Raw genomic sequence first — 23,012 nt, 5'->3', positions numbered from 1 at the left:
GTTTCAAGGGGTGGCGGGCGACGGTTTCGCGCCGGCCAGCAGCGGCGGCAGCTCGGCGGCCAGCCAGTCCATGACAACGCGCGTCTTCATCGGCAGGTAGCGGCTCTGCGGGCGGATCAGGTGCAAGGGGAAGCCGAAGGGCTGCGGCTCGTCGAACACCCGCACCAGCGTGCCCTCGGCCAGCGCCTCGGCCGCCAGCCACGCCGGCAGCCGCGCCAGCCCCATGCCGCCGATGGCGGCCTGCAGCAGCACCTCGGCGCTGTCGCAGCGGATGCGCGAGGGCAGGCTCACCTCGACCAACCGGGCCGCCGCATCGTGGAAGCGCCAGGCCGACAGCCGCCCGTCGCGCGCGTACATGACGGCCTCGTGGCCGCCGGCCTGCAAGGCACCGAGGTCCGCGGGGTGGCCATGCCGGGCCAGGTAGGCGGGCGCGGCGCACAGCAGCATCCATTGCATGGCCACCGGCCGGGCGACGAGCTGGGCGGTGTCGGGCAGCTCGCCGCTGCGCAGCGCGAGGTCGATGCCCTCCTCCACCAGGTCGACATGGCGGTCGGTGAAGCCGAGCTCCAGCGTCATGCCCGGATGCTGGCGTGCCAGCGCGATCAGCAGCGGCCCGACCTTCAGCCGCCCGAGCATGGCCGGCATGCTGACGCGCACGACACCCCGGGCGGTGTCTCGCGCGGCGTCGGCCAGCGCCTCGCCGGCGTCCAGCTCGGCCAGCACGCGCCGGCAGCGTTCGTAGTAGCAGTGGCCCTCCTGCGTGAGGCTCTGGCTGCGCGTGGTGCGCTGGAAGAGGCGCGTGGCCAGCCGGGCCTCCAGCCGCGCGATGCTTTTGGCCACCGCCGAGCGGGTCACGTGCAGCCGCTGCGCCGCCAGCGCGAAGCTCCCCGCCTCGACCGCGGCGACGAATTCCTCGATACCTTGCAAACGCTGACCCATTGGCGACATTTCGGCGACTGTGATCAGAAAATTATCCACCACTGCGTCCATAACATCGTCAATAACATGACCGCCTCTCCCTCGCGAAAGGCATCCATGCAACACACGACCGCACCACGCCGCTGGCAACTCGCCGCCTTCGGCCGCGACCATCTCGAACAGACCGCCGCCCCCTTGCCCGACCCCGGCCCGGGGCAGATCCTGGTGCAGGTGGGCGCCGTCGCCCTGAACTACCGCGACCTGCTGATGGTCCAGGACGGCATGGGCCTGGACGTGCCGCTGCCCTTCACGCCCGGCTCGGACATGGCCGGCACGGTGCTGGCCACCGGCCCCGGCGTGACGCGCTTTGCCGCTGGCGACCGCGTGATCAACACCTTCTGGGGCGGCTGGATCGACGGCGCCTGGCAGGGCGACACGGTGCTGATGGGCGGCCCCGGCCCGGGCATGCTGGCCACGCACGTGCTGATCGACGCCAGCTGGGCCGTCGCGGCGCCGGCGACGCTGAGCCTGGCCGAAGCGAGCACCCTCCCCTGCGCCGGACTCACCGCCTGGTTCGCGCTGGTCGAGACCAGCGGGCTGCGCGCGGGCGACACCGTGTTGATCCACGGCACGGGCGGCGTGGCGCTGTTCGGCCTTCAGCTGGCGCGCCTGCACGGCGCCCGGGTCATCGTCGTCACCGGCAGCGAGGACAAGCGCGCGCAGGTGCTGGCGCTGGGCGCCGAGGCGGCGCTGCTGCGCGACAGCGACTGGCCGGCCGAGGTGCGCCGCCTGACCGGCGGGCGCGGCGTGGACCAGGTGCTCGAGCTGGCGGGCGGCCCGGCGTTCGACCGCTCGCTGCAGGCGGCGCGCCAGGGCGGCCGCGTCTCGGTGGTCGGCATGCTGGGCGGCGCCACGCTCAGCGCGTCGTTCTATGCGATGGCACTGGGCCGTGTGACGGTGCAGGGCATCGGCGTGGGGCACCGCCGCGCGTTGGAGGACCTGGTGCGCGCCGTCGACGCCACCGACCTGCGGCCCGTCATCGCGGCCACGTATGGCTTCGATGAACTGCCGGCGGCGCTGGCCCACCTGGAGCGCGGCGCCTTCGGCAAGGTGGTCGTCACGCCGTAGCGGCGCCCCGGCGCGCCTGGACGGCGCCGGCCAGCACGTCCAGCACCGCCAGCGAGTCATCCCAGCCCAAGCAGGCGTCGGTGATGCTCTTGCCGTACTCCAGCTTGCTGGCATCGTCCTGCCCCGGCGTGAACTTCTGGGCGCCGTCGTTCAGGTGGCTTTCCACCATGACGCCGAAGATGCTCTTGCCGCCCTCGCGCAGCTGGCCGGCGATGTCACGCGCCACGTCCAGTTGGCGCTGGTGCTGCTTGCTGGAGTTCGCGTGCGAGCAGTCCACCATCAGCCGCTGCGGCAGCCTGGACTTGGCCAGGTCGGCGCAGGCCGCGGCGACGTTCTGCGCGTCGTAGTTCGGCGCCTTGCCGCCGCGCAGGATGACGTGGCAGTCGGCATTGCCGCGCGTCTCGACGATGGCGACCTGGCCGTTCTTGTGCACCGACAGGAAGTGGTGGCCGCGCGCCGCGGCCTGGATGGCATCGGTCGCGATCTTGATGTTGCCGTCGGTGCCGTTCTTGAAGCCGATGGGCGCCGACAGGCCCGAGGCCAGCTCGCGATGCACCTGGCTCTCCGTCGTGCGCGCACCGATCGCGCCCCAGGCGATCAGGTCGCCGATGTACTGCGGCGAGATGACGTCCAGGAACTCGCTGCCGGCCGGCATGCCCAGGCGGTTGATCTCCAGCAGCAGCTGGCGGGCGATGCGCAGGCCCTCGTCGATGCGGTAGCTCTCGTCCAGGTAGGGGTCGTTGATGAGGCCCTTCCAGCCCACCGTCGTGCGCGGCTTCTCGAAGTAGACGCGCATGACGATCTCCAGCGTGCCGACGTACTTCTCGCGCTGCTCCTTGAGCTTGCGGGCGTATTCGATGGCGGCGGTCGGGTCGTGGATGGAGCAGGGGCCGATGACCACCAGCAGCCGGTCGTCCTCGCCGCTCATGATCTTGCGGATGCGCTGGCGGGTCTGGCCGATCAGCGCCTCCATCGCGGTGCCGCGGATGGGGAAGAAGCGGATCAGGTGCTCCGGCGGCGGCAGCGGCGTGACGTCGACGATGCGCTCGTCGTCGGTGGCGCTGGTCTTGTCGTCCTGGGAGTACCAGCGCTGGGCTTCGGGTTCGACGGAGGAGACTTTGGCGTTCATCGTGGTTACCTCAGGAAATGACAACGGCTTGCCGTTGCGTTGCAGGCTCACTTTGCGGAGCAAAGTTAAGGCGCAAAGCGCCGGCCGAAAACAAAAAACCGCCGGGCTTTGGGGGCCCGGCGGTTCGTAGGGAGTCTGGGTTCAGCGCGCGCGCTCAGGACTCTCCACCGCCGGGGCGGGGAAAAAACCAAAAGCTAAAAAATGCGGCGCGGGACATGGGTGCGGAATCTAGCACGCTGGCAAATGGCGGCTTTCGCGAGACGCCAAGCCAGGCTTTCAGGCCGTGCCGCCCACGGTGAGTCCTTCGATCCGCATCGTCGGTTGCCCCACGCCCACCGGCACGCTCTGGCCTTCCTTGCCGCAGACACCCACGCCGGTGTCTAGCGCCATGTCGTTGCCGATCATGCTGACGCGGGTCAGCGCGTCCGGCCCGTTGCCGATGATGGTGGCGCCCTTGACGGGGTACTGGATCTTGCCGTTCTCCACCCAATAGGCCTCGCTGGCCGAGAACACGAACTTGCCGCTGGTGATGTCGACCTGGCCGCCGCCGAAGTTGGTGGCGTACAAGCCCTTCTTGATGGACGCGACGATCTCCTTGGGGTCGTCCTGGCCGCCCAGCATGTAGGTGTTGGTCATGCGCGGCATCGGCACGTGGGCGTAGCTCTCGCGGCGGCCGTTGCCGGTGGGCGCCACCTTCATCAGCCGCGCGTTCATCGCGTCCTGGATGTAGCCCTTCAGGATGCCGTCCTCGATGAGCACGTTGCGCTGGCTGGCGCAGCCCTCGTCGTCGACATTCAGCGAGCCGCGGCGGTCCGGCAGCGTGCCGTCGTCCAGCACCGTCACGCCCTTGGCCGCCACGCGCTGGCCGATGCGGCCGGAGAAGGCGCTCGACCCCTTGCGGTTGAAGTCGCCTTCCAGGCCGTGGCCGACGGCCTCGTGCAGCAGCACGCCGGGCCAGCCGGGGCCGACGACGACGGTCATCTCGCCGGCCGGCGCGGGGCGGCTGTCGAGGTTGGTCAGTGCCGCATGCACGGCCTGCTCCACGTAGGTGGCGATCATCTCGTCGGTGAAGTAGGCGAGGCCGAAACGCCCGCCGCCGCCGCCGGAGCCGATCTCGCGGCGGCCGTTGCTCTCGGCAATGACCGTGATGGACAGGCGCACCAGCGGCCGCACGTCGGCCGCGATGGTGCCGTCGGCACGGGCGATCAGCACGACCTCGTGCTCGGCGGCCAGGCCGGCCATGACCTGGGCGATGCGCGGGTCGCGGGCGCGGGCCATCTTCTCGGTGCGCTCCAGCAGCGCGACCTTGGCGGCGCTGTCGAGGCTGGCGATGGGGTCGGCCACGCCGTACAGCTCGCGACTGCCGGCGACGCGGCCTTGCGACGGCACCTTGACGCGCCGGCTCTGGCCGGCCGCGGCGATGGTGCGCACGGTGCGCGCGGCGTCCAGCAGCGAGTCCAGCGAGATGTCGTCGGAATAGGCGAACGCCGTCTTCTCGCCGGCCACGGCGCGCACGCCCACGCCCTGGTCGATGCTGAAGGAGCCGCTCTTGACGATGCCCTCCTCCAGGCTCCAGCCCTCGGCGCGCGTGGTCTGGAAGTAGAGGTCGGCGTCGTCGACACGGTGCTCCGTGATGAGGCGCAGCGCCTGCGAGAGCGAGGCCTCGGTCAGACCGAAGGGCTCCAGCAGTTGCGAGCGGGCGGTGGCCAGGCGGGCCAGGGTGGGTTCGACGGCGATCATGGGGCGATTCTAGGAAGCCGGAGCCGCCAGCGCCGAACGCCCGACCCTGACCGCGTAAGGGGCGGCGCCGGAATGCGCACGCGGGTCAATTACAAGTCTTCACAAAGGTGGCCCATCTAGGGGTGGCTCAGCGGGGAAGGCGAGCCCGAGCATCTGACACCCCACCCGTTGGAGAACCCGCATGAAGCCCCTGCTCGTCTCGCTGTCCCTGGTTCTCGGCGTCGGTACCGCGGCCGCCGCCACGCCGGTCGGTTCGGGCTACACGCAACCCGTCTTTCTGACCGCACCCACCGGCGACTCGCGTCTCTTCGTCGTCGAGAAGGCCGGCCTCATCAAGGTGCAGCAGGGGGGCAGCGTGTCCACCTGGCTGGACATCTCGACCCAGGTCGACACCGCCGGCGAACGCGGCCTGCTGGGCCTGGCCTTCGACCCCGGCTTTGCCAGCAACGGCCGCTTCTACGTCGACTACATCGACAAGACGACGCTGAACACCGTCGTGGCGAGCTACACGGTGAACGCGTCCGGCGCCGTCGACACGGGCAGCGCCAAGACCATCCTCACCGTGGCCCAGCCGGCCGGGCGCAGCAACCACAAGGCGGGCTGGATCGGCTTCAACGCCACTGACCCGGGCAACCTCTACATCGCCACTGGCGACGGCGGCAGCAGCAACGACCCCGACAACAACGCCCAGAACCTGGACAGCAACCTCGGCAAGCTGCTGCGCGTGACGCCCGGCGCGAACGGCGGCTACACGGTGCCGACGGACAACCCCTTCGTCGGCGTGGCCGGCAACGACGAAATCTGGGCCTACGGCCTGCGCAACCCCTACCGCAACAGCTTCGACCGCCAGACCGGCGACCTGTGGATCGGCGACGTCGGCCAGGGCGCGCGCGAGGAGGTCAACTTCGCCGCCGCGGCGTCGGGCCTGGGCCGTGGCGCCAACTACGGCTGGCGCGTGCGCGAGGGCACGATCGCAACGCCCGGCATCGGCGACCCCACGCCGCCCAACCTGACCGAGCCGCTGTTCGACTACGGCCGCGACGTGGGCGGCACCGTCATCGGCGGCTACGTCTACCGCGGCGCGGATGCCAGCCTGAACGGCAAGTACGTCTTCGGCGACTACGTCACCGGCGACATCTGGAGCTACAGCGGCGGCACGCGGACCGCGCTGGACTCGCCCTTCGGGGGCTTCCAGCTGACCAGCTTCGGCGAGGGCGGCGACGGCTCGCTGTATGCAGTCGGCATCGACGGCAACATCTACCTGCTGGCCGCCGCGGTGCCGGAGCCGGCGTCGGCCCTGTTGCTGGCCCTGGGCCTGGCGGCCGGCCTTCTCACTCGTCGCCGCCGTTCTTGAGCTTGAGCCCGGCGTCATAAAGCCGGTTGCGCGGCGCGCCGCTGATCTGCGCGGCCAGCGCAACGGCCTGCTTCAGCGGCAGTGCGGCCACCAGCAACGCGAGCACCCGCAAGGCCTCGGCCGGCAGGTCGTCTTCAGCCGCTGCCTGGGGTGCGGCGGCATGCAGCACCAGCACGAACTCGCCGCGCTGGCGCTGCGCGTCCGCCGCCAGCCACGCCGGCAGCGCCGCCGCCTCGGCCGTGTGGATGCTCTCGAACTGCTTGGTCAGCTCACGGCAGACCGTCACGCTGCGCATCGGCGCCAGCTCAGCCAGCAGCGCGATCAAGTCCACGATGCGATGCGGCGCCTCGAAGACCACCTGGCTCTGGCGCTCGGCCGCCAACACCGCCTGCAAGGCCATGCGGCGCTCGCCCGCCTTGGTCGGCATGAAACCGGCGAAGGCGAAGCCCGTCGCCGCGGTGTCGCCGGCCACGCTCAACGCCGTCACCGCACTGCTGGGCCCGGGCAGCGGCAGCACGCGGTAGCCGGCCGAAACCACCTCCTGCACCAGCACGGCGCCGGGGTCGGAGATGGCGGGCGTGCCGGCGTCCGATGCATAGGCCACCCGCTCGCCGGCAGCCAGCCGTGCGATGACGGCCGCGCTGGCCTCGCGCTCGTTGTGCTGGTGCAGCGCGATCAGCGGCTTGTGCAGCCCCAGGTGACGCAACAGGCCACCGCCCTGGCGCGTGTCCTCGCAGGCCAGCGCATCGGCCAGGCTCAAGGCCTGGATGGCGCGCAGGCTCAGGTCGGCCAGGTTGCCGATGGGCGTCGCGACGAGGTAGAGCGTGGCAGCCGGATACTGCTGGCCACCGGCTGCAGCCTGGGCGGCCTGGAGAAGCAGGGAAGCGTCAATGTTCAACTGGGGCTCTCGATCAAAACCGGACACCACGGCGCGCGGCGCTGCGGCCGAGGACGCGGCGCTGGCACATCTGCAGCGCGCGGGCCTGCGACTGCTGGAGCGGAATTATCGAGTCGGCGCCGGCCCCAGCCGCCGGGCGGGTGAGGTCGACCTGATCCTGCAGGCACGCGACGGCACGCTGGTGTTCGTCGAAGTGCGCGCCCGGGCCGACGCCTCCCATGGCGGCGCGGCAGCCAGCGTCACGAGCAGGAAACAGCAGCGGCTGATCTACGCCGCCCAGCACTACCTGCTGCGCCACGCCAGCCCGCCGCCCTGCCGCTTCGACGTCGTCGCACTGGATGGCGACCAGCTCACCTGGCTGCAGGGCGCCTTCGACGCAGAATGAGTCGGAACCCAGAGCGCCCGCCTTGATGCGGACCGGCGCCGGGCCGCCCCAAGCCGGCCCGCAGGCGATGTGCTTGCGGCTCAATGCCGCAAGCATCGCCGTCCCCTCGGGGGACCGGCCGGACTTGCGCGCGTTGCGCCGCAAGGCTGGACGAGGGGCTCTTATGATCCGGCCCGAATGATTGAACAACGTATCCAGCAGCAGTTCTTCGAGAGCGCCGACCTGCTCTACCAAGCCGCCGAGCAGCTTGCCCGGCCCCTGGCGATGGCCGCGCAGATGGTGGTGGACGCCATCACCGGCGGCAACCGCATCCTCTGCGCTGGGCAAGGCCTGGCCAGCATGGACGCCGACTACCTCGCCGCCCGCCTGGCCGGCCGCTTCGAGCAGGAGCGCCCCGGCCTGGCCGCCTGGAGCCTGGCCGCACAGGCCCGCGAGGCCGCCGGGCTCGACCTGGCGCGGCTGCTGCAGGCCCATGGTCACCCGGGCGACGTGCTCATCATGATCGAGCCGCTGCGCGAGCAACGCGACGCCTGGCAGCCCGCCCTGGCCGTGGCCCACGCGCAGGAGATGAGCATCATCGCGCTGACGGCCCAGCCGCCCGGCGCCGCCGACGAATGGCGCGGCGTGCTGCAGGACACCGACATCCAGATCCGCGTCAGCCACGGCCGCGAGCCGCGCGTTGTGGAAGCCCAGCGCGTGCTGCTGCATGCGCTGGCCGACGCCGTCGACCTGCAACTGCTCGGCAGCGACGAGTGAACCCCGAATTGGAGACCTGATGAAGAAACTCACCCTGACCCTGACCGCCGCCGTCCTTGCGAGCACGCTGTTCACCGGCTGCGCGCCGCTGCTGATCGGCGGCGCGATGGTGGGCGGCGTCGCCGTCGCCACCGACCGCCGCACCTCCGGCACGCAGATCGAGGACGAGACCATCGAGGTCAAGGCCGCCGCCCGCATCCGTGAGCAGCTGGGCGACCGGGTGCACATCAATGTCAACAGCTACAACCGTGTCGCGCTCATCACCGGCGAAGCCCGCAACGAGGCCGACCAGGCCGCCGTCGAGCGCATCGTCGGCGGTGTCGAGAACGTCAGCAAGGTGCTGAACGAAGTCGCGGTCACGATGCACAGCTCGCTGAGCACCCGCTCCAACGACGTCGTCATCAAGAGCAAGGTCAAGGCTCAGCTGATTGACGCGCGCGACCTGCACAGCAACGCGTTCTACGTGGTCGTCGAGCGCGGCGAAGTCTTCCTGATGGGCCGCGTCACCGAACGCGAAGCCGCACGCGCCACCGAGATTGCGCGCCAGGTCGGCGGCGTCAAGAAGGTCGTGCGGGCGTTCGAGATCATCAGCGAGGAAGAGCTCGCGCAGACGCTTCCCAAGAAGTAATCAACCCCTCGTCCAGCGTCTACGGCGCCGATCGGTCCCCGAGGGGGCGCGGCGGCGCGCTGGCGTCAAAGACGCTTGATCAGCGAGGACGTGTCCCAGCGGTTGCCGCCCAGCGCCTGCACGTCGGCGTAGAACTGGTCCACCAGCGCCGTCAGCGGCAGCCGCGAGCCGTTGCGGCGGGCTTCGTCGAGGACGAGGCCCAGGTCCTTGCGCATCCAGTCCACCGCGAAGCCGAAGTCGAATTTGCCTTCGACCATGGTCTTGCCGCGGTTGTCCATCTGCCAGCTCTGCGCCGCGCCCTTGCCGATGACGTCCAGCACCTGCGCCATGTCGAGGCCCGCGTTCTGGCCGAAGCGCACCGCCTCCGCCAGGCCCTGCACGACGCCTGCGATGCAGATCTGGTTGACCATCTTGGCCAGCTGGCCCGAGCCCGGTCCGCCGAGCAGCGTGACGGCCTTGGCGAAGGCCAGCGCGATGGGCCTGGCAGCGTCGAATGGCGCGGCATCGCCGCCGCACATCACCGTCAGCGCGCCGTTGACGGCACCCGCCTGGCCACCGGAGACCGGCGCATCGATGAAATGCAGGCCACGTTCGGCTGCCACGGCATGCAACTCACGCGCGACCGCGGCCGAGGCGGTCGTGTGGTCGACGAAGACCGCACCCGCCGCCATGCCGGCAAAGGCACCGGCGTCGCCCAGCACGACCGAGCGCAGGTCATCGTCGTTGCCGACGCAGCAGAACACCAACTCCGCGCCCTTGGCGGCCTCGGCCGGCGTCTTCGCAAAGGCGCCGCCATGTTCCTTGACCCAGGCCTCGGCCTTGGCCGCGGTGCGGTTGTAGACGGTGACCTGATGGCCGGCACGCGCCAGGTGCCCAGCCATGGGATGGCCCATGACGCCCAGGCCCAGGAAGGCGACGCGGCGGGGCGGAACAGGGTCGTAGCTGCGGGTGCTCATGCTCAAAGTATCGTCAGGTGTTCGGTACCGGTGGACAGGTCGCCGCTGCGGGCGCGCTCGCTGTTGAGCTTGATCTGCAGCCGCAGGTCGTTCACCGAATCAGCGTTGCGCAGCGCATCTTCATAGGTCACCTTGCCGGCCTCGTAGAGGTCGAACAGCGCCTGGTCGAAGGTCTGCATGCCCTGCTCGCGCGAGCGCTTCATCAGCTCCTTGATCTCGCTGATCTCGCCCTTGAAGATCAGGTCGGAGATCAGCGGCGAGTTCAGCAGGATCTCGACGGCGGCGACACGGCCCTTGCCCTCGCGGCGCGGCAACAGGCGCTGGCTGATCAGCGCGCGCAGGTTCAGCGACAAGTCCATCAGCAGCTGCTGGCGGCGGTCTTCGGGGAAGAAGTTGATGATGCGGTCCAGCGCCTGGTTGGCGCTGTTGGCGTGCAGCGTGGCCATGCACAGGTGGCCGGTCTCGGCGAAGGCCACGGCGTGCTCCATCGTCTCGCGGTCGCGCAGCTCGCCCATCAGGATGACGTCGGGCGCCTGGCGCAGCGAGTTCTTCAGCGCGGCCTCCCAGCTGTCGGTGTCCAGGCCCAGCTCGCGTTGCGTGACGATGCAGTTCTTGTGCGGATGCACGAACTCGATCGGGTCCTCGATGGTCACGATGTGGCCATAGGTGGTCTCGTTGCGCTCGTCGATCATGGCGGCCAGCGACGTGCTCTTGCCCGAGCCGGTGGCGCCGACGACGATGACCAGGCCGCGCTTGTGCTGCACCACCTCGCGCAGCACCGGCGGCAGGTCCAGCGACGTGATGGTCGGCAGCGTGGACGGGATGGTCCGCAGCACCAGGCCGACCTGCCCCTGCTGGATGAAGGCGTTGACGCGGAAGCGCCCGATGCCGTGCGGCGAGATCGCGAAGTTGCACTCCTTGGTGCGCTCGAACTCGGCGGCCTGCTTGTCGTTCATGATGGCCCGCGCCAGCTGCAGCGTGTGCTGGCCGGTCAGCGGCTGGGGCGACACCTTGGTCAGCTTGCCGTCGACCTTGATGGCCGGCGGGAACTCGGCGGTCAGGAACAGGTCGGAGCCCTTGCGCGACAGCATCAGCCGCAGCAGGTCGTTGATGAATTTCGAGGCCTGGTCGCGTTCCATGAGGGTCCTGCTTGATAGGAAGAAGTTTTGCCGGTGCTCACGCGGCAAGCCGCATGAGTACCGTCAAATTTCCCGGGCTAGCCCGGGAAATTTTCCGGAAACTTGGCCTTAGAACGGGCCTCGGCGGGCGAGATGATGTTGCGGCGGACCAGGTCGGTGAGGTTCTGGTCCAGCGTCTGCATGCCCTGGCCGTTGCCGGTCTGGATGGCCGAGTACATCTGCGCCACCTTGTTTTCGCGGATCAGGTTGCGGATGGCCGAGGTGCCCAGCATGATCTCGTGCGCCGCCACGCGGCCGGTGCCGTCCTTGAGCTTGCACAGGCTCTGCGAGACGACGGCCTGCAGCGACTCCGACACCATCGCCCGCACCATTTCCTTCTCGGCCGCCGGGAAGACGTCGACGATGCGGTCCACCGTCTTGGCGGCCGACGAGGTGTGCAGCGTGCCAAACACCAAGTGACCCGTCTCGGCCGCGGTCAGCGCCAGGCGGATGGTCTCCAGGTCGCGCATTTCGCCGACCAGCACGCAGTCCGGGTCTTCACGCAGCGCGGAACGCAGCGCGTTCGCGAACGAGTGGGTGTGCGGGCCGACCTCGCGCTGGTTGATCAGGCTCTTCTTCGATTCGTGCACGAACTCGATCGGGTCCTCGATGGTGAGGATGTGGCCGTACTCGTTCTCGTTGAGGTGGTTGACCATGGCCGCGAGCGTCGTGCTCTTGCCCGAGCCGGTCGGGCCGGTCACCAGCACCAGGCCGCGCGGCTTGAGCGCGAGGTCGGCGAACACCTTGGGCGCGGCCAGCTGCTCCAGCGACAGGATCTTGCTCGGGATCGTCCGGAACACGGCACCCGCGCCGCGGTTCTGGTTGAAGGCGTTGACCCGAAAGCGCGCCAGGCCCTGGATCTCGAACGAGAAGTCGACCTCCAGCGTCTCCTCGTACACCTTGCGCTGCGAGTCGTTCATGATGTCGTACACCATGTCGTGGACCGCGCGGTGGTCCAGCGCCTCGACATTGATGCGGCGAACGTCGCCATGCACCCGGATCATCGGCGGCAGGCCGGCCGAGAGGTGCAGGTCCGACGCCTTGTTCTTGACCGAGAATGCCAGCAGCTGAGTGATGTCCATGGTGTTCGGTGGAGTGCTCGGACCATTATGGCCATCTCGGATTCCCTCAAAGCCGTCAAAAGCCGCATTGATGCGGCATGTGTCGCAGCCCGGCGCGCGCCGGCTTCGGTGCAATTGCTCGCTGTCAGCAAGACATTCCCCGCCGCGGCGGTGCGCGAAGCCTTCGACGCCGGCGCCCGCGCCTTCGGCGAGAACTATGTGCAGGAGGGCCTGGCCAAGGTCGAGGCGCTCGTCGACCTGCGCGGCCGCATCGAGTGGCACCTGATCGGCCCGCTGCAGTCCAACAAGACGCGGCCGGTGGCCGAGCAGTTCGACTGGGTGCACTCGGTCGACCGCCTCAAGATCGCCGAGCGCCTGGCCGAACAGCGCCCGCACAGCCTGCCGCCGCTGAACATCTGCCTGCAGGTCAACATCAGCGGCGAGGCCAGCAAGAGCGGCCTGGCGCCGGCCGACGTCGCCGCGCTGGCCCACCAGGTGGCCGCCCTGCCCCGGCTGCGGCTGCGCGGCCTGATGGCCGTGCCCGAGCCGGGCCCCGGGGCCCTCGCCCAGCACCAGGCCATGGCCGCGCTGTTCGAGACGCTGAAGGCCGAGGGCCTGGCTGTGGACACCTTGTCCCTGGGCATGAGCGCCGATCTGGAAGACGCGATCCTGGCGGGATCGACGATGGTGCGCGTCGGCAGCGCGATCTTCGGCGCCCGCGGATGAAGGCCTGGTTGCTGGCCCTGGCCGCGCTTGCCACGTTGGACGCGCTTGCCGCGCAGGCCCAGCCCGTCCCCGACACGCTCGCGCAGCGAGCTTTGGCCTGCACCGGCTGTCACGGCAAGGAGGGCCGCGCCGCGCCCGACGGCTACTACCCGCGCCTGGCCGGCAAGCCGGCCGGCTATCTCTACAACCAGCTGCTGAACTTCCGCGACGGCCGGCGCGACTACGGGCTGATGAGCGAACTGGTCACGCCGCTGTCCGACGCCTACCTGCAGGAGCTCGCCGGCCACTTCGCCGCGCTGGACCTGCCCTATCCGCCGCCGCAGAAGCCGACACTGCCCGCGCCCGAGCTGGCACGCGCGGAGCAGCTCATCCGCCACGGCGACGCCGCGCGCCGCCTGCCGGCCTGCACCGCCTGCCACGGCGAGCGCCTGACCGGCACCCAGCCCGCGGTACCCGGCCTGCTGGGCCTGTCACGCGACTACCTGAACGGCCAGCTCGGCGCCTGGCGCAGCGGCCAGCGGCGCGCGCAGGCGCCAGACTGCATGGCGCAGATCGCCAAGGCGCTGACCGCGACCGAGATCAACGCGGTGACGCAGTTCCTCGCCGGCCAGGCCCTGCCGGCCGACGCGCATCCCGCCGCCGCCCTGCCCGCGCCGGCGCCGATGCGCTGCGGCGGGCTGCAGCCATGAGGCGGCTGGCCGTCGGGCTTCTGCTGCTGGTCGCGCTCGCCGCAGCCATCGGCTTCGGGCTGCTGGCCTGGCAGCGCAACCTCTCCGACGCGACGCCGCCATTCACCGCGCCGGTCGACCTGCAACGCGGCGCCTACCTCGCCGCAGTCGGCAACTGCGCCGGTTGCCACACCGCCCGCGGCGGCGAGCGCCTGGCCGGCGGCCGGCCCATCCCGACACCCTTCGGCACGGTGTTCTCGTCCAACCTGACGCCGCATGCGACCGGCCTGGCCGGCTGGAGCGCCGACGACTTCTGGCGTGCGCTGCACTTCGGGCAAGGCCGCGACGGCCGGCTGCTGACGCCGGCCCACCCGATCACCAATACCACGCGAGTCACGCGCTCGGACGCCGACGCGCTGCACGCCTGGCTGCAGGCCAGGCCGCCGGTGGACGCGCCGCGCCGCGGGCACGAACTGCGCTGGCCGATGAACAGCGAGCTGGGCAGCCAACTGGCCATCGCCGCGTGGCGGGCGCTGTACTTCAAGCCCGGCGTCTACCAGCCCGACACCGAGCACGACGCCGCCTGGAACCGCGGCGCCTACCTGAGCCAGGGCCTGGCGCATTGCAGCGCCTGCCATGCCGGCCGCAACGCGCTGGGCGGCGACAGCGGCGCGACCGACTTCCGCGGCGGCTTGCTGGCCGGCCTGGGCTGGCAGGCGCCTTCGCTGCACGACCCCACCGAGGCCGGCGTGCAGCGCTGGCCGGATGCGACGCTGCAACGCTGGCTGCGCGACGGGCATGCGGAGGGCCACTCGGCGCAAGGGCCGATGGCCGAGGTCGTGCTGGGCAGCACGGCGGCGCTGGACGACACCGACCTCGCCGCCGTCAGCGGCTACCTGCGCAGCTTGCCCGAGCAGCCGGCCGCCCGGCCGGAAGCCGCCCAGCCCGACCCGCGCCGGCGCGAGCGCGGCGCTGGCCTGTACCGCGAGCATTGCGCCGCCTGCCATGGCGCCCAGGGCGAGGGCCGGCGCGACCAGGCCGGCGCCCTCGCCTACCCGGCCCTGGCCGGCAGCCGCATGGTTGCGCAGGCCAGCGCGGCCAACCTGATCCGCGTCATCGAGCGCGGCGGCTTCGGGCCGGCGACGCCGGGCCACCCCAGGCCCTATGGCATGCCGCCCTTCGCCGGCGTGCTGGGCGCCGACGACCTGGCCGCGCTCGCCAGCCACCTGCGCACGTCCTTCGGCCATCGCGCCGGCGAGGTCGATGCCGTTGAAGTGTTGCGTTTGCGGGCCGCGGCAGCGGCACATTGACACGCCAAACCCGGGGGCGTGTAGGGCGACGTGAACGTTTTCACGCTGCCCTCCGGCGCAGGAAGCAAATGGTGACATGTCGCGCCACACTGCGCGCCGGCGCTCAATGAGGGCCGTTGGTTTCCAGTGCGGCAGCCTGCCGCCCATATCGAAGATCACCGCAAGGACCTGAACTGCAATGAACTTCCTGACGCAACTGCGCATTGGCCCCCGCCTGTACGTGAGCTTCGGCTTGCTGATCGTGTTGCTGGTGGCCATCGGCGTTTTTGGCGCCTCCAATGCCAACCGCCTGGCCAAGGACCTGGACCGCACGGCCAACTCCAGCCTGGTGAAGATCGCCGCGGCCAACGCGCTGGAGAGCCAGGTCAACATCATTTCGCGCGCCGTGCGCGACCTGCTGCTGCTGGACACCGCCGGCGCCATCAAGAAGCAGAAGGCCGCCATCACCGGCGCGCTGGAAGAGGCCGAGAAGCAGTTGGCCAGCCTCGAATCCGCCGCCACGGGCGACGACGAGAGATCCGCCGTCGGCCAGGTGCGCGAGCGCAAAGCCAAGTTCCTGACCGCGCTGGACAAGTTCCAGAAGATCCAGACCGACGGCAGCCCCGACGAGGCGCGTGAAAGCCTGATCACCGACCTGCGCCCGGCCCAGGCGGCCCTGCAGGAAGGCCTGAAGAAGCTGGTCGACATTCAGTTCGACGGCGGCAAGCAGCTGGCCACCTCCGGCGGCGAGCTGGCACGCTCCTCGGTGCTGCTGACCGCCGTGCTCGTCGCCGTGGCTGTGGCCATCGGCATCGGCGGCAGCCTGGTCATCGCCCGCTCCATCGTCGGCCCGGCGCGCCGCGCCCAGGCCGCCGCCGAAGCCATCCGCGCCGGCGACCTGACCCGCGACATCCAGGTCGACGGCCGCGACGAGCTGAGCCAGATGCTGCAGGCCATGAAGGACATGCAGGCCGCGCTGTCGGGCGTCGTGCGCGACGTGTCGACCGCCGCCAGCCAGGTGGCACAGAACTCCGGCAACATCGCCGACAGCAATTCCAACCTGGCCGAGCGCACGACGCGTTCCGCGGCCAGCCTGCAGAACACGGCCGCCTCGGTCGAGCAGATCGCCTCGACGCTCAAGGGCGCGAGCGACCTGACCCGCCGCGCCGCCGGCATCGCCGTGACGGCCCGCCAGGCCGCGAGCAACGGTGGCTCGGTCGTCTCCAAGGTCGTCGAGACCATGGAGGAGATCAGCGCCAGCTCCAAGAAGATCGGCGACATCATCGGCGTCATCGACGGCATCGCCTTCCAGACCAACATCCTGGCGCTGAACGCCGCAGTGGAAGCCGCCCGTGCCGGCGAGCATGGCCGCGGCTTCGCGGTCGTGGCCGCCGAGGTGCGCGCGCTGGCCCAGCGCTCCGCCGGCGCCGCCAAGGAGATCAAGGTGCTGATCCAGGAATCGACCGTCAAGGTCGAGAACGGCACCACGCTGGTCAACAACGCCGGCGTGACCATCCGCAGCGTCGTCGACGAGGTCAACAACATGGGCCAGCTGATCGAGGAGATCTCGCATTCGGCCCATGAGCAGGCCGCCGGCGTCGGCGTCGTCAACGGCGCGATGAACGAACTGGACCGCGCGACGCAGCAGAACACCAGCTTGGTCGGCGAACTCAGCCGCTCGGCCGATGCGCTGCGCGACAGTTCGACCCGGCTGATCGAAGCGGTCGGTTTCTTCCGCGCCGCCTGAGCCTCAACCCCCAACTTGCCGAGGTAGCCATGTCATTCCTGCGTTCCGCCACCGTCCTGGCCGCCAGCCTGATGATCGCCCTGGCGGCCCACGCCGCGCCCAAGATCGTAAAGAAGGTGCCGCCGGATTTCCCCGCCGAGGCCTCGAAGAAGGGCATCTCCACCGGCGTGGTCAAGGCCAAGCTGGTCATCGAGGCCGACGGCAAGGTCAGCGACGTCGAGATCGTCGAGGCCGAGCCCAAGCGGGTTTTCGACCGCGCCGTCAAGGCGGCGCTGATGGAGTGGAAGTTCGAGCCGGGCGAGAAGACCAGCCACGAGGTCAAGCTGGTCTTCAAGAACGAGGACTGAACGGCTAGCGCCTCATCGCGGCCGGCACTTCGCCCTGCTTGGCCTGCCACAGGGATACGCCACCCGCCGCCAGCACGCCCACGACGACGGCGCCAGCCACCCAGGCCAGGCGCCGTTTTCTTTGCGCCTGCCGAACCCGCTGCCAGCCGCCGCCCGTGGCCTCGCGTAATGCGGAGCTGACCTGCGCGGGCGGCAGCCGCTTCAGGTTCACGGCCTGCTTGCGGCCGTCGCGGCCGATCACCACCTCGAAGCTGAACGCCTCATCCAGCCGCGGGCCCTCGCCGTCGGTCGGGAAGGCGGCCAGCCCGACGGCCACCTCTTCCCCGCCGCCCTGCGGGCTGAGGGTTCCGTACCCGGCCTCCGGGTTCCAGGCGCTCAACACTCCTTCAAATCGCATACCGTCCTCTGACCCAACGCACTGATCCTGCCCCCGCCGTCGCTGCGGCAGCAGCCGGATGTAAGCCCGACAATCCCGCCTCCGCAACCCCGCAAGCTCGTCACCGCATGCCCATCAACTGGTTTCCCGGCCACATGAACTCCACCCGCCAGGCGATCAAGGATCGCGTGAAGGCGGGGCTGGACGTGGTCATCGAGTTGCTGGACGCACGGCTGCCGGGGTCCAGCAGCAACCCGCTGCTGGCCGCGCTGACGACCGGCCGGCCGTCGCTGAAGGTGCTGAACAAGCAGGATCTGGCCGACCCGGCCGTCACGGCCGCCTGGCTGGATTTTTACAGCGCCCAGCCGCACACCCGCGCGATGGCGCTGGACGCCGGCGAAAAGACCCCCGCCCGCGCCCTCATCAAGGCCTGCCGCGAGCTGGCGCCATTGCGCGGCGACATGCACAAGCCGCTGCGCGTGCTGATCTGCGGCATCCCGAACGTCGGCAAGAGCACGCTGATCAACACCCTCGTCGGCAAGCGTGCCGCCAAGACCGGCGACGAGCCGGGCATCACCAAGCTCGAGCAGAAGTTCGTGCTGGAGAACGGCTTCTACCTGTTCGACACGCCCGGCATGCTGTGGCCGCGCATCGCCATCGAGCAGAGCGGCTACCACCTCGCCGCCAGCGGCGCGATCGGCCGCAACGCCTTCGACGAGGCCGAGGTGGCGCTGGAGCTGATCGCCGTGCTGAAGCGCCGCTACCCCGAGCGGCTGCAACAGCGCTACGGGCTGGTGGAGCTGGGCACCGATGACGCCGTGCTGGAGGCCATCGGCATCAAGCGCGGCGCCAAGGTGCGCGGCGGTGCGGTGCAGATGCACAAGGCCGCCGAGGCGCTGCTGATCGACTACCGCCAGGGGCTGCTGGGCCGCATCACGCTGGAGACGCCCGAGGAGATGGCGGCCTGGCGCCAGGCCGCCGCCGACGAGGAGGCGCGCAAGGCCGACGCAGCGGAAGCCGCCCGCCTGGCCGACAAGGAACGCCGCAGCGGCAAGCGCAAGTCGTCCAGCGGCGACGCGTGATTCCCCTGCCTTGACCGGCCGGGAGGGCCGCCTATGCTGGGCCGGCCGCCACTCCACGCGCCGTCATGACCCGCCTGTCCCTGCTCGACCTCGCCTTCTTCATCGCCGAGACCGAGGCCAGCCCCAAGCACGTGGCCGGCCTGCACATCCACCAGGTGCCCAAGGGCGGCGGCGCGAACTTCGCCAAGCAGCTGTACGAGGAGTTCCTCGAGCACACCGACGTCCAGCCGCCGTTCGACCAGGTCATCCACTTCCTCTCCGCCGGCCTGATGCCGAGCTGGGCCACGGCCGACGCGGTGGACCTGAGCGAGCACGTCTTCTTCCACAAGATGAAGGCCGGCCACAACGACCGCGAGGCCCTCTACGCGCTGACCGCCGAGCTGCACCAGCCCATGCTGGACCGCAGCCGGCCGCTGTGGGAGGTGCACGTCATCGCCGGCCTGTGGGACAAGCAGTTCGCCATCTACTACAAGATGCACCACGCGGTGGCCGACGGCATCACGATGACGCGCTGGGGCGTCGAATCGCTGCGCACGACGCCCGACGACGACCGCGTCACGCCGGTCTGGACCCTGGACCACACCCGCCGCAGCGGCGGCCTGGGTCGCAAGAAGCGTCTGGACCAGGCCGTGGCCGGCACGGTCTGGAAGCAGCTCACTGCTAACAGCAAGCGCGCCGTGGGCATCGGCAGGCTCACGGCCATGCTGGCGCTGGAGGCCGTCAAGCTGACCAAGAACGCCATCGCCCTGCCCTTCAAGGCCAGCGGCGACACGCCCTTCACCGGCAACGCAACGCCGGGGCGCCAGTTCGCCACCGCCGCCGTGCCGATGGCCCGCATCGATGCGATCCGCAAGGTGGCGCGCGCCACGCTCAACCATGTCGCGCTGACCTGCCTGGACGGTGCCATGCACCGCTACCTGGCCGACGAAGGCATCGCGCTGGACCGTCCGATCACCATCCAGATGCCGGTCAACCTGCGCCGCGAGGGCGAGAAGGGTGGCGGCAACAAGATCGGCATCATCCTGGTGGACCTGTCGCCGCCCACCGACGACGCCTACGTGCGGCTGCGCAACGTCGGCTACTCGCTGCGCAACGTGCGCGCCATGATCGACTCGGTCGCACCCGAGGCGGTCGAGACCTACACCATCCTCACCGGCCTGCTGGGCCAGATCGCCGGCACCTTCAAGCTCGCCGACGTCATCACGCCCATGGGCAACACGCTGGTCTCCAACGTGCCTGGGCCCGACCACCGCCTCTATCTGAAAGGAGCGCCGCTGCTGGAGATGCATCCGGTCTCGACGCTGCCGGCCACGCACCTGCTCAACATCACGCTGTTCAGCTACGCCGGCACGCTGTATGTCGGCTTGATCGCGACCGACGCGCTGCCCAACCTCGGCCGGCTGGCGGCCTATGTGGACGAGGAGATCGCGGCGCTGGAGCAGGCCGTGGGGATCGCGGCATGAGTTTCGACGCCTACCTCTACGACCACTGCCGCACGCCGCGCGGCCGGGGCAAGCCCGATGGCGCGCTGCACGCGGCCACGCCGATCTGGCTGGTCCGCACGCTGCTGCAGGCGCTGCGCGAACGCGCGCGACTGGACACGACCCTCGTCGACGACGTCGTGCTGGGCTGCGTCACGCCCATCGGCGAGCAGGGCGGCGACATCGCACGCATCGCCGTGCTGGACGCCGGCTGGGCGCAGTCGGTGGCCGGCGTCACGCAGTCGCGCTTCTGCGCCTCGGGGCTGGAGAGCGTCAACCTCGCCGCGGCCAAGGTGGCCAGCGGCTTCGAGCGGCTGGTGGTGGCCGGCGGCGTGGAGAGCATGAGCCGCGTGCCCATGGGCAGCGACGGCGGCGCCTGGCTGCTGGACGAGCGCGTCGTGCAGGCCATCGGCTTCGTGCCTCAGGGCATCAGCGCCGACCTGATCGCCACGCTCGAAGGCTTCTCACGCGACGAACTTGACGCCTGGGCCGCGCGCTCGCATCAGCGCGCCGCGGCGGCCCGCGCCGAAGGCCGGTTCAGGCAGGCGCTGGTGCCGGTGCATGACGAGACCGGCGCGCTGCTGCTGGCCGAGGACGAAACCATCCGCCCACAGACCACCACCGAGACGCTGGCCGCGCTGAACCCCAGCTTCGTCAAGCTTGGCGCCAGGTTCGACCCCCTCGCGCTACGCAGCTACCCGCAGGCCGGAGCGATAGAGCACCGCCACCATGCCGGCAATTCATCCGGCATCGTCGACGGTGCGGCGCTGGTGCTTGTCGGTTCCAAGGCGGGCGGTGAAGCAGCGGGCCTGAAGCCCCGCGCCCGCATCCGCGCGGCGGCCGTGACGGGCAGCGAGCCCACCCTCATGCTGACCGGCACGACCCCGGCCTGCCGAAAGGCGCTGCGCCAGGCCGGCATGCAGGCAGCCGACGTGGACCTGTGGGAGATCAACGAGGCCTTCGCCGCCGTGCCGCTGAAGACAATCCGCGACCTCGGCTTGGACCCTGAACGCGTCAACGTGAATGGCGGCGCCATCGCGCTGGGCCATCCGCTCGGTGCCACCGGCGCCATGCTGCTCGGCACGCTGCTCGACGAGTTGGAGCGGCGCGACCTGCGCACCGGCTGCGTGACGCTGTGCGTGGGTGGTGGCATGGGCATCGCCACCGTCATTGAACGGTTCTAAAGGCGCATCCACCCGCCCAGGCGCAGATGCCAGCGGCCGCCGCGGTTCTCCCAGCGGTTGGGTTCATAGCGGTAGCCCGACCGCGGGCGGTCGTAGTAGCCCGGCACCCATTGGTGCCGCCCGCCGTTCCAGCCCCAGTAGCCGCCGATCCAGACGGCGCCTGGATAAGGCATGACCGGCTGCACCTCGGCATAGGCCGGCGGCGGAGGTGCGTCGACGACGATGCCCGGCTCCGCCGCGTAGCCACCCCCGTGATAGCCGCCACGGTGGGCCGGCACGACCACGCAGGCGGACAGCAGCGCGGACGCGGTCAACGCCAGCGCGAGGCCGGGCCGTCTCATCGCCGCGGCACCGGCTGCACGTAGACCGGGCCGCTCTGGTAGCGGCCGCCGTCCTGGTAGTGGCCATAGCCGCCACCGCCGCGATAGCCGCCATGGCGATGGGGCACGATGATGCAGCCCGACAACAGGGCCACGGAAGAGATCAGCGCAATGGCCAGGGACAGACGTTTCATGAGGCAACTCCGGACCGCACAAGCGCGGCCGCACGCCTCTAACCCCCCGGTGCGACCGGCGGATGACCGCGACACACAGAGTTACTCCGTGGCGGAGTGTGTCTGTGCTTTCGAAGCGCCCGCCATTCAACGCGGTTCGCGCAGCACTGCAGCGAGGCAGGCCATGCCCAGTGCCATGACGCCTGCCGTCAGCCACAACGCCGCACGAAAGCTGCCGCTGGCCTCGACCATCAGCCCCGTCAGTGCCGGCGCGCTGACCTGCGCCACGCCGTAGCTCAGCGTCAGCCTGGCCATCGCCTGGCCCGGGTTGGCCGGTGAACGCCGGCCGACCAGCGCCAGCGTCAGGCTGACGATGCCGATGAAGGTCGCGCCATACAGCAGCGCGCCGAGCAGCGCCGCTGCCAGGCCGTCGGCCACGGCCGGCAGCAGCACGCCGACGATCTGCACGCCGAAGGCGATCAGCAGCGCCTGCACGTCACCGGTGCGCCGCGCGATGCGGTCCCAGATGAAGACCGCCGGCGTCGCCGCCAGGCCCACCAACAGCCAGGCCCACGGGCCCTGTCCGGCCAGCAACGGCTGTTTCTCGACGATCGCGGCCGTGAAGGTCGCGTTGATGACGAAGCCCCAGCCGGCGCAGAAATAGGCGGCCACCATCAGCGCCATCCAGCGTCGGTTCGGCGCCTGCGCGGCCGCTGCCTTGCTCGCAGGCGGCGGCACCGGCGGGCGCCACACCCACGCCGGGACCAGGAAGGCCAGCCCCAACAGCGCAAAGCCCTCCCACTGCGCGGCCCAGTCGAGTTCAAGCCGCGTCATGCCCATGGCGCCCAGGGCCGACACCACGATGCCCAGGCCCAGGCCGATGAAGTACAGGCCCAGCTCGGGGCGGCGGCCGGCGCGGATGAGCCAACCCTGCACCAACCCCGAGCCAAGCAGCATGCCGGCCGCGCCGCACAGGCCGCCGACGTAACGCGACAACGCCCAGGCGCCAAACGAGGTGCTCCAGCCCATCAGCGCCGTGATGACCAGCGCCAGGGGCAGACCCCAGCTGTACAGGCGCTGGCGCCACACCGGGCTTTCGATCCAGGCCGCCAGCAGCGCGCCACTCATGTAGCCCGCGTAGTTGATGGCGGCCAGCAGGCCGCCGTCGGCCACGCCCAGGCCCGCCTGCGACTGCATCTGCGGCAGCAGCGGCGTGTAGGCAAAGCGCGCCAGCCCGATGGTCAGCACCAGGGCGCAGATGCCGCCGAACAGCACCTGCCAGGCCTTCAACCTCGATCCGGCAGTGGACGGTTCGCCATTCATCGAAGGCCTCGTCTTTCACGACGTTCACCATGCAGGTCCACGGCGCCGCAGGCCCGAGGGGCCGGATCAGGATTCAGACAGGACGGCGGCACGGGCTCTGGCATGCCCGCAGGTTACGCGAGCCGCCGATCCTGGGGGATTGCCCGGAGCCGGGCTTGCAAACCG

The 23,012-nt window shown here is 70.3% G+C and carries 24 protein-coding genes; 13 read left to right on the top strand and 11 right to left on the bottom strand.

The genetic code is table 11. The features are described 5' to 3' along the window. Positions 1–3: 3 nt before the first annotated feature. Positions 4–939, bottom strand: coding sequence for a LysR family transcriptional regulator (locus tag ASD35_RS10565; protein WP_056874887.1), 936 nt, complete (start codon positions 937–939; stop codon positions 4–6). Between the two features lie 96 nt (positions 940–1,035). Between ASD35_RS10565 and ASD35_RS10560 the strand changes: the two genes are divergently transcribed. Next, positions 1,036–2,046, top strand: coding sequence for an NAD(P)-dependent alcohol dehydrogenase (locus tag ASD35_RS10560; RefSeq protein ID WP_056874886.1), 1,011 nt, complete (start codon positions 1,036–1,038; stop codon positions 2,044–2,046). Here ASD35_RS10560 and ASD35_RS10555 read toward each other — a convergent pair. Together ASD35_RS10555 and tldD are read right to left on the bottom strand one after the other, a co-directional pair. After that, positions 2,036–3,175 (bottom strand): 3-deoxy-7-phosphoheptulonate synthase, encoded by a 1,140-nt coding sequence (locus ASD35_RS10555; protein ID WP_056874885.1) that lies wholly within the window; start codon positions 3,173–3,175, stop codon positions 2,036–2,038. The genes ASD35_RS10560 and ASD35_RS10555 overlap by 11 nt on opposite strands. A gap of 276 nt (positions 3,176–3,451) precedes the next feature. After that, complete coding sequence (gene tldD / locus ASD35_RS10550) at positions 3,452–4,915, bottom strand: metalloprotease TldD (protein ID WP_056874884.1); 1,464 nt, start codon at positions 4,913–4,915, stop codon at positions 3,452–3,454. A gap of 181 nt (positions 4,916–5,096) precedes the next feature. Here tldD and ASD35_RS10545 point away from each other — a divergent pair, with 181 nt between their 5' ends. Then, positions 5,097–6,269, top strand: coding sequence for a sorbosone dehydrogenase family protein (locus ASD35_RS10545; RefSeq protein WP_056874883.1), 1,173 nt, complete (start codon positions 5,097–5,099; stop codon positions 6,267–6,269). Here ASD35_RS10545 and rsmI read toward each other — a convergent pair. Then, complete coding sequence (gene rsmI, locus ASD35_RS10540; protein WP_056874882.1) at positions 6,247–7,167, bottom strand: 16S rRNA (cytidine(1402)-2'-O)-methyltransferase; 921 nt, start codon at positions 7,165–7,167, stop codon at positions 6,247–6,249. The two genes, ASD35_RS10545 and rsmI, sit on opposite strands and share 23 nt — an antisense overlap. Between rsmI and ASD35_RS10535 the strand changes: the two genes are divergently transcribed. From ASD35_RS10535 to ASD35_RS10525, 3 genes are all read left to right on the top strand, one after another. Continuing rightward, positions 7,160–7,552, top strand: a complete 393-nt coding sequence (locus ASD35_RS10535; protein WP_056874881.1) for a YraN family protein — start codon at positions 7,160–7,162, stop codon at positions 7,550–7,552. The genes rsmI and ASD35_RS10535 overlap by 8 nt on opposite strands. Before the next feature lie 177 nt (positions 7,553–7,729). Next, a complete protein-coding gene (locus tag ASD35_RS10530; protein ID WP_056874880.1) occupies positions 7,730–8,308 on the top strand; it encodes an SIS domain-containing protein in 579 nt (192 codons plus the stop codon). A gap of 19 nt (positions 8,309–8,327) precedes the next feature. Next, entirely contained in the window at positions 8,328–8,936 is a 609-nt protein-coding gene (locus ASD35_RS10525) for a BON domain-containing protein (protein ID WP_056874879.1), read from the top strand. A gap of 65 nt (positions 8,937–9,001) precedes the next feature. Here ASD35_RS10525 and ASD35_RS10520 read toward each other — a convergent pair whose 3' ends face one another. The 3 genes from ASD35_RS10520 to ASD35_RS10510 all read right to left on the bottom strand — a co-directional run bounded on the left by ASD35_RS10520 (position 9,002) and on the right by ASD35_RS10510 (position 12,152). Next, on the bottom strand, positions 9,002–9,892 hold the full coding sequence (locus ASD35_RS10520) for an NAD(P)-dependent oxidoreductase (protein WP_056874878.1): 891 nt from the start codon (positions 9,890–9,892) through the stop codon (positions 9,002–9,004). A gap of 2 nt (positions 9,893–9,894) precedes the next feature. After that, entirely contained in the window at positions 9,895–11,031 is a 1,137-nt protein-coding gene (locus ASD35_RS10515) for a PilT/PilU family type 4a pilus ATPase (RefSeq protein WP_056874877.1), read from the bottom strand. 77 nt (positions 11,032–11,108) lie between these two features. Further along, positions 11,109–12,152, bottom strand: coding sequence for a type IV pilus twitching motility protein PilT (locus tag ASD35_RS10510; RefSeq protein ID WP_056874876.1), 1,044 nt, complete (start codon positions 12,150–12,152; stop codon positions 11,109–11,111). A gap of 27 nt (positions 12,153–12,179) precedes the next feature. Here ASD35_RS10510 and ASD35_RS10505 point away from each other — a divergent pair, with 27 nt between their 5' ends. From ASD35_RS10505 to ASD35_RS10485, 5 genes are all read left to right on the top strand, one after another. Next, complete coding sequence (locus tag ASD35_RS10505; RefSeq protein WP_056874875.1) at positions 12,180–12,857, top strand: YggS family pyridoxal phosphate-dependent enzyme; 678 nt, start codon at positions 12,180–12,182, stop codon at positions 12,855–12,857. Beyond that, the gene (locus ASD35_RS10500) at positions 12,854–13,546 is read left to right on the top strand and encodes a c-type cytochrome (protein ID WP_056874874.1); all 693 of its coding nucleotides are present in this window, start codon (positions 12,854–12,856) and stop codon (positions 13,544–13,546) included. The genes ASD35_RS10505 and ASD35_RS10500 overlap by 4 nt, the downstream gene beginning before the upstream one ends. Continuing rightward, positions 13,543–14,835, top strand: coding sequence for a c-type cytochrome (locus ASD35_RS10495; RefSeq protein WP_056874873.1), 1,293 nt, complete (start codon positions 13,543–13,545; stop codon positions 14,833–14,835). The genes ASD35_RS10500 and ASD35_RS10495 overlap by 4 nt, the downstream gene beginning before the upstream one ends. Positions 14,836–15,013: 178 nt before the next feature. Then, positions 15,014–16,561, top strand: coding sequence for a methyl-accepting chemotaxis protein (locus ASD35_RS10490; RefSeq protein ID WP_056874872.1), 1,548 nt, complete (start codon positions 15,014–15,016; stop codon positions 16,559–16,561). Between the two features lie 29 nt (positions 16,562–16,590). After that, positions 16,591–16,908 (top strand): energy transducer TonB, encoded by a 318-nt coding sequence (locus tag ASD35_RS10485; protein WP_056874871.1) that lies wholly within the window; start codon positions 16,591–16,593, stop codon positions 16,906–16,908. Between the two features lie 4 nt (positions 16,909–16,912). On the opposite strand, the gene ASD35_RS10480 is transcribed toward ASD35_RS10485, so the two are convergent. Beyond that, the gene (locus ASD35_RS10480; protein ID WP_157275488.1) at positions 16,913–17,287 is read right to left on the bottom strand and encodes a cold-shock protein; all 375 of its coding nucleotides are present in this window, start codon (positions 17,285–17,287) and stop codon (positions 16,913–16,915) included. Positions 17,288–17,412: 125 nt separating this feature from the next. Here ASD35_RS10480 and ylqF point away from each other — a divergent pair, with 125 nt between their 5' ends. From ylqF to ASD35_RS10465, 3 genes are all read left to right on the top strand, one after another. Further along, positions 17,413–18,366 (top strand): ribosome biogenesis GTPase YlqF, encoded by a 954-nt coding sequence (ylqF, locus tag ASD35_RS10475; protein ID WP_056874869.1) that lies wholly within the window; start codon positions 17,413–17,415, stop codon positions 18,364–18,366. 65 nt (positions 18,367–18,431) lie between these two features. Next, positions 18,432–19,829, top strand: a complete 1,398-nt coding sequence (locus ASD35_RS10470) for a wax ester/triacylglycerol synthase domain-containing protein (protein ID WP_056874868.1) — start codon at positions 18,432–18,434, stop codon at positions 19,827–19,829. After that, positions 19,826–21,031: an acetyl-CoA C-acetyltransferase gene (locus tag ASD35_RS10465; protein WP_056874867.1), complete on the top strand. Its 1,206-nt coding sequence runs from the start codon at positions 19,826–19,828 to the stop codon at positions 21,029–21,031. Before ASD35_RS10470 ends, ASD35_RS10465 begins: the two co-directional genes overlap by 4 nt. Here the strand turns inward: ASD35_RS10465 and ASD35_RS10460 are convergent. From ASD35_RS10460 to ASD35_RS10455, 3 genes are all read right to left on the bottom strand, one after another. Then, positions 21,028–21,372, bottom strand: coding sequence for a YXWGXW repeat-containing protein (locus ASD35_RS10460; RefSeq protein WP_082580075.1), 345 nt, complete (start codon positions 21,370–21,372; stop codon positions 21,028–21,030). The two genes, ASD35_RS10465 and ASD35_RS10460, sit on opposite strands and share 4 nt — an antisense overlap. After that, on the bottom strand, positions 21,369–21,545 hold the full coding sequence (locus ASD35_RS27720) for a hypothetical protein (protein ID WP_164488630.1): 177 nt from the start codon (positions 21,543–21,545) through the stop codon (positions 21,369–21,371). Before ASD35_RS27720 ends, ASD35_RS10460 begins: the two co-directional genes overlap by 4 nt. A gap of 126 nt (positions 21,546–21,671) precedes the next feature. Continuing rightward, positions 21,672–22,847, bottom strand: a complete 1,176-nt coding sequence (locus ASD35_RS10455) for a YbfB/YjiJ family MFS transporter (protein WP_056874865.1) — start codon at positions 22,845–22,847, stop codon at positions 21,672–21,674. Between the last annotated feature and the right edge of the window lie 165 nt (positions 22,848–23,012).

Origin of the sequence: Pelomonas sp. Root1444, from assembly GCF_001426885.1 — a bacterium.
Classification (GTDB): Bacteria; Pseudomonadota; Gammaproteobacteria; order Burkholderiales; family Burkholderiaceae_C; genus Pelomonas.
Note: the sequence above shows the minus strand (reverse complement) of the source record. Positions and strands in the feature narration are given on the sequence as shown.

Excerpts from the sequence above, each read along its gene's own strand:
- ASD35_RS10520 (WP_056874878.1), bottom strand. The coding sequence starts at position 9,892 with ATGAGCACCCGCAGCTACGACCCTGTTCCGCCCCGCCGCGTCGCCTTC.
- ASD35_RS10460 (WP_082580075.1), bottom strand. The coding sequence starts at position 21,372 with ATGAGACGGCCCGGCCTCGCGCTGGCGTTGACCGCGTCCGCGCTGCTG.
- ASD35_RS10515 (WP_056874877.1), bottom strand. The coding sequence starts at position 11,031 with ATGGAACGCGACCAGGCCTCGAAATTCATCAACGACCTGCTGCGGCTG.
- ASD35_RS27720 (WP_164488630.1), bottom strand. The coding sequence starts at position 21,545 with ATGAAACGTCTGTCCCTGGCCATTGCGCTGATCTCTTCCGTGGCCCTG.
- tldD (WP_056874884.1), bottom strand. The coding sequence starts at position 4,915 with ATGATCGCCGTCGAACCCACCCTGGCCCGCCTGGCCACCGCCCGCTCG.
- ASD35_RS10505 (WP_056874875.1), top strand. The coding sequence starts at position 12,180 with ATGGCCATCTCGGATTCCCTCAAAGCCGTCAAAAGCCGCATTGATGCG.
- ASD35_RS10560 (WP_056874886.1), top strand. The coding sequence starts at position 1,036 with ATGCAACACACGACCGCACCACGCCGCTGGCAACTCGCCGCCTTCGGC.
- ASD35_RS10535 (WP_056874881.1), top strand. The coding sequence starts at position 7,160 with ATGTTCAACTGGGGCTCTCGATCAAAACCGGACACCACGGCGCGCGGC.
- ASD35_RS10500 (WP_056874874.1), top strand. The coding sequence starts at position 12,854 with ATGAAGGCCTGGTTGCTGGCCCTGGCCGCGCTTGCCACGTTGGACGCG.
- ASD35_RS10510 (WP_056874876.1), bottom strand. The coding sequence starts at position 12,152 with ATGGACATCACTCAGCTGCTGGCATTCTCGGTCAAGAACAAGGCGTCG.
- ASD35_RS10485 (WP_056874871.1), top strand. The coding sequence starts at position 16,591 with ATGTCATTCCTGCGTTCCGCCACCGTCCTGGCCGCCAGCCTGATGATC.
- ASD35_RS10455 (WP_056874865.1), bottom strand. The coding sequence starts at position 22,847 with ATGAATGGCGAACCGTCCACTGCCGGATCGAGGTTGAAGGCCTGGCAG.
- ASD35_RS10465 (WP_056874867.1), top strand. The coding sequence starts at position 19,826 with ATGAGTTTCGACGCCTACCTCTACGACCACTGCCGCACGCCGCGCGGC.
- ASD35_RS10545 (WP_056874883.1), top strand. The coding sequence starts at position 5,097 with ATGAAGCCCCTGCTCGTCTCGCTGTCCCTGGTTCTCGGCGTCGGTACC.
- ylqF (WP_056874869.1), top strand. The coding sequence starts at position 17,413 with ATGCCCATCAACTGGTTTCCCGGCCACATGAACTCCACCCGCCAGGCG.
- ASD35_RS10530 (WP_056874880.1), top strand. The coding sequence starts at position 7,730 with ATGATTGAACAACGTATCCAGCAGCAGTTCTTCGAGAGCGCCGACCTG.
- ASD35_RS10470 (WP_056874868.1), top strand. The coding sequence starts at position 18,432 with ATGACCCGCCTGTCCCTGCTCGACCTCGCCTTCTTCATCGCCGAGACC.
- ASD35_RS10565 (WP_056874887.1), bottom strand. The coding sequence starts at position 939 with ATGGGTCAGCGTTTGCAAGGTATCGAGGAATTCGTCGCCGCGGTCGAG.
- ASD35_RS10555 (WP_056874885.1), bottom strand. The coding sequence starts at position 3,175 with ATGAACGCCAAAGTCTCCTCCGTCGAACCCGAAGCCCAGCGCTGGTAC.
- ASD35_RS10525 (WP_056874879.1), top strand. The coding sequence starts at position 8,328 with ATGAAGAAACTCACCCTGACCCTGACCGCCGCCGTCCTTGCGAGCACG.
- ASD35_RS10490 (WP_056874872.1), top strand. The coding sequence starts at position 15,014 with ATGAACTTCCTGACGCAACTGCGCATTGGCCCCCGCCTGTACGTGAGC.
- ASD35_RS10495 (WP_056874873.1), top strand. The coding sequence starts at position 13,543 with ATGAGGCGGCTGGCCGTCGGGCTTCTGCTGCTGGTCGCGCTCGCCGCA.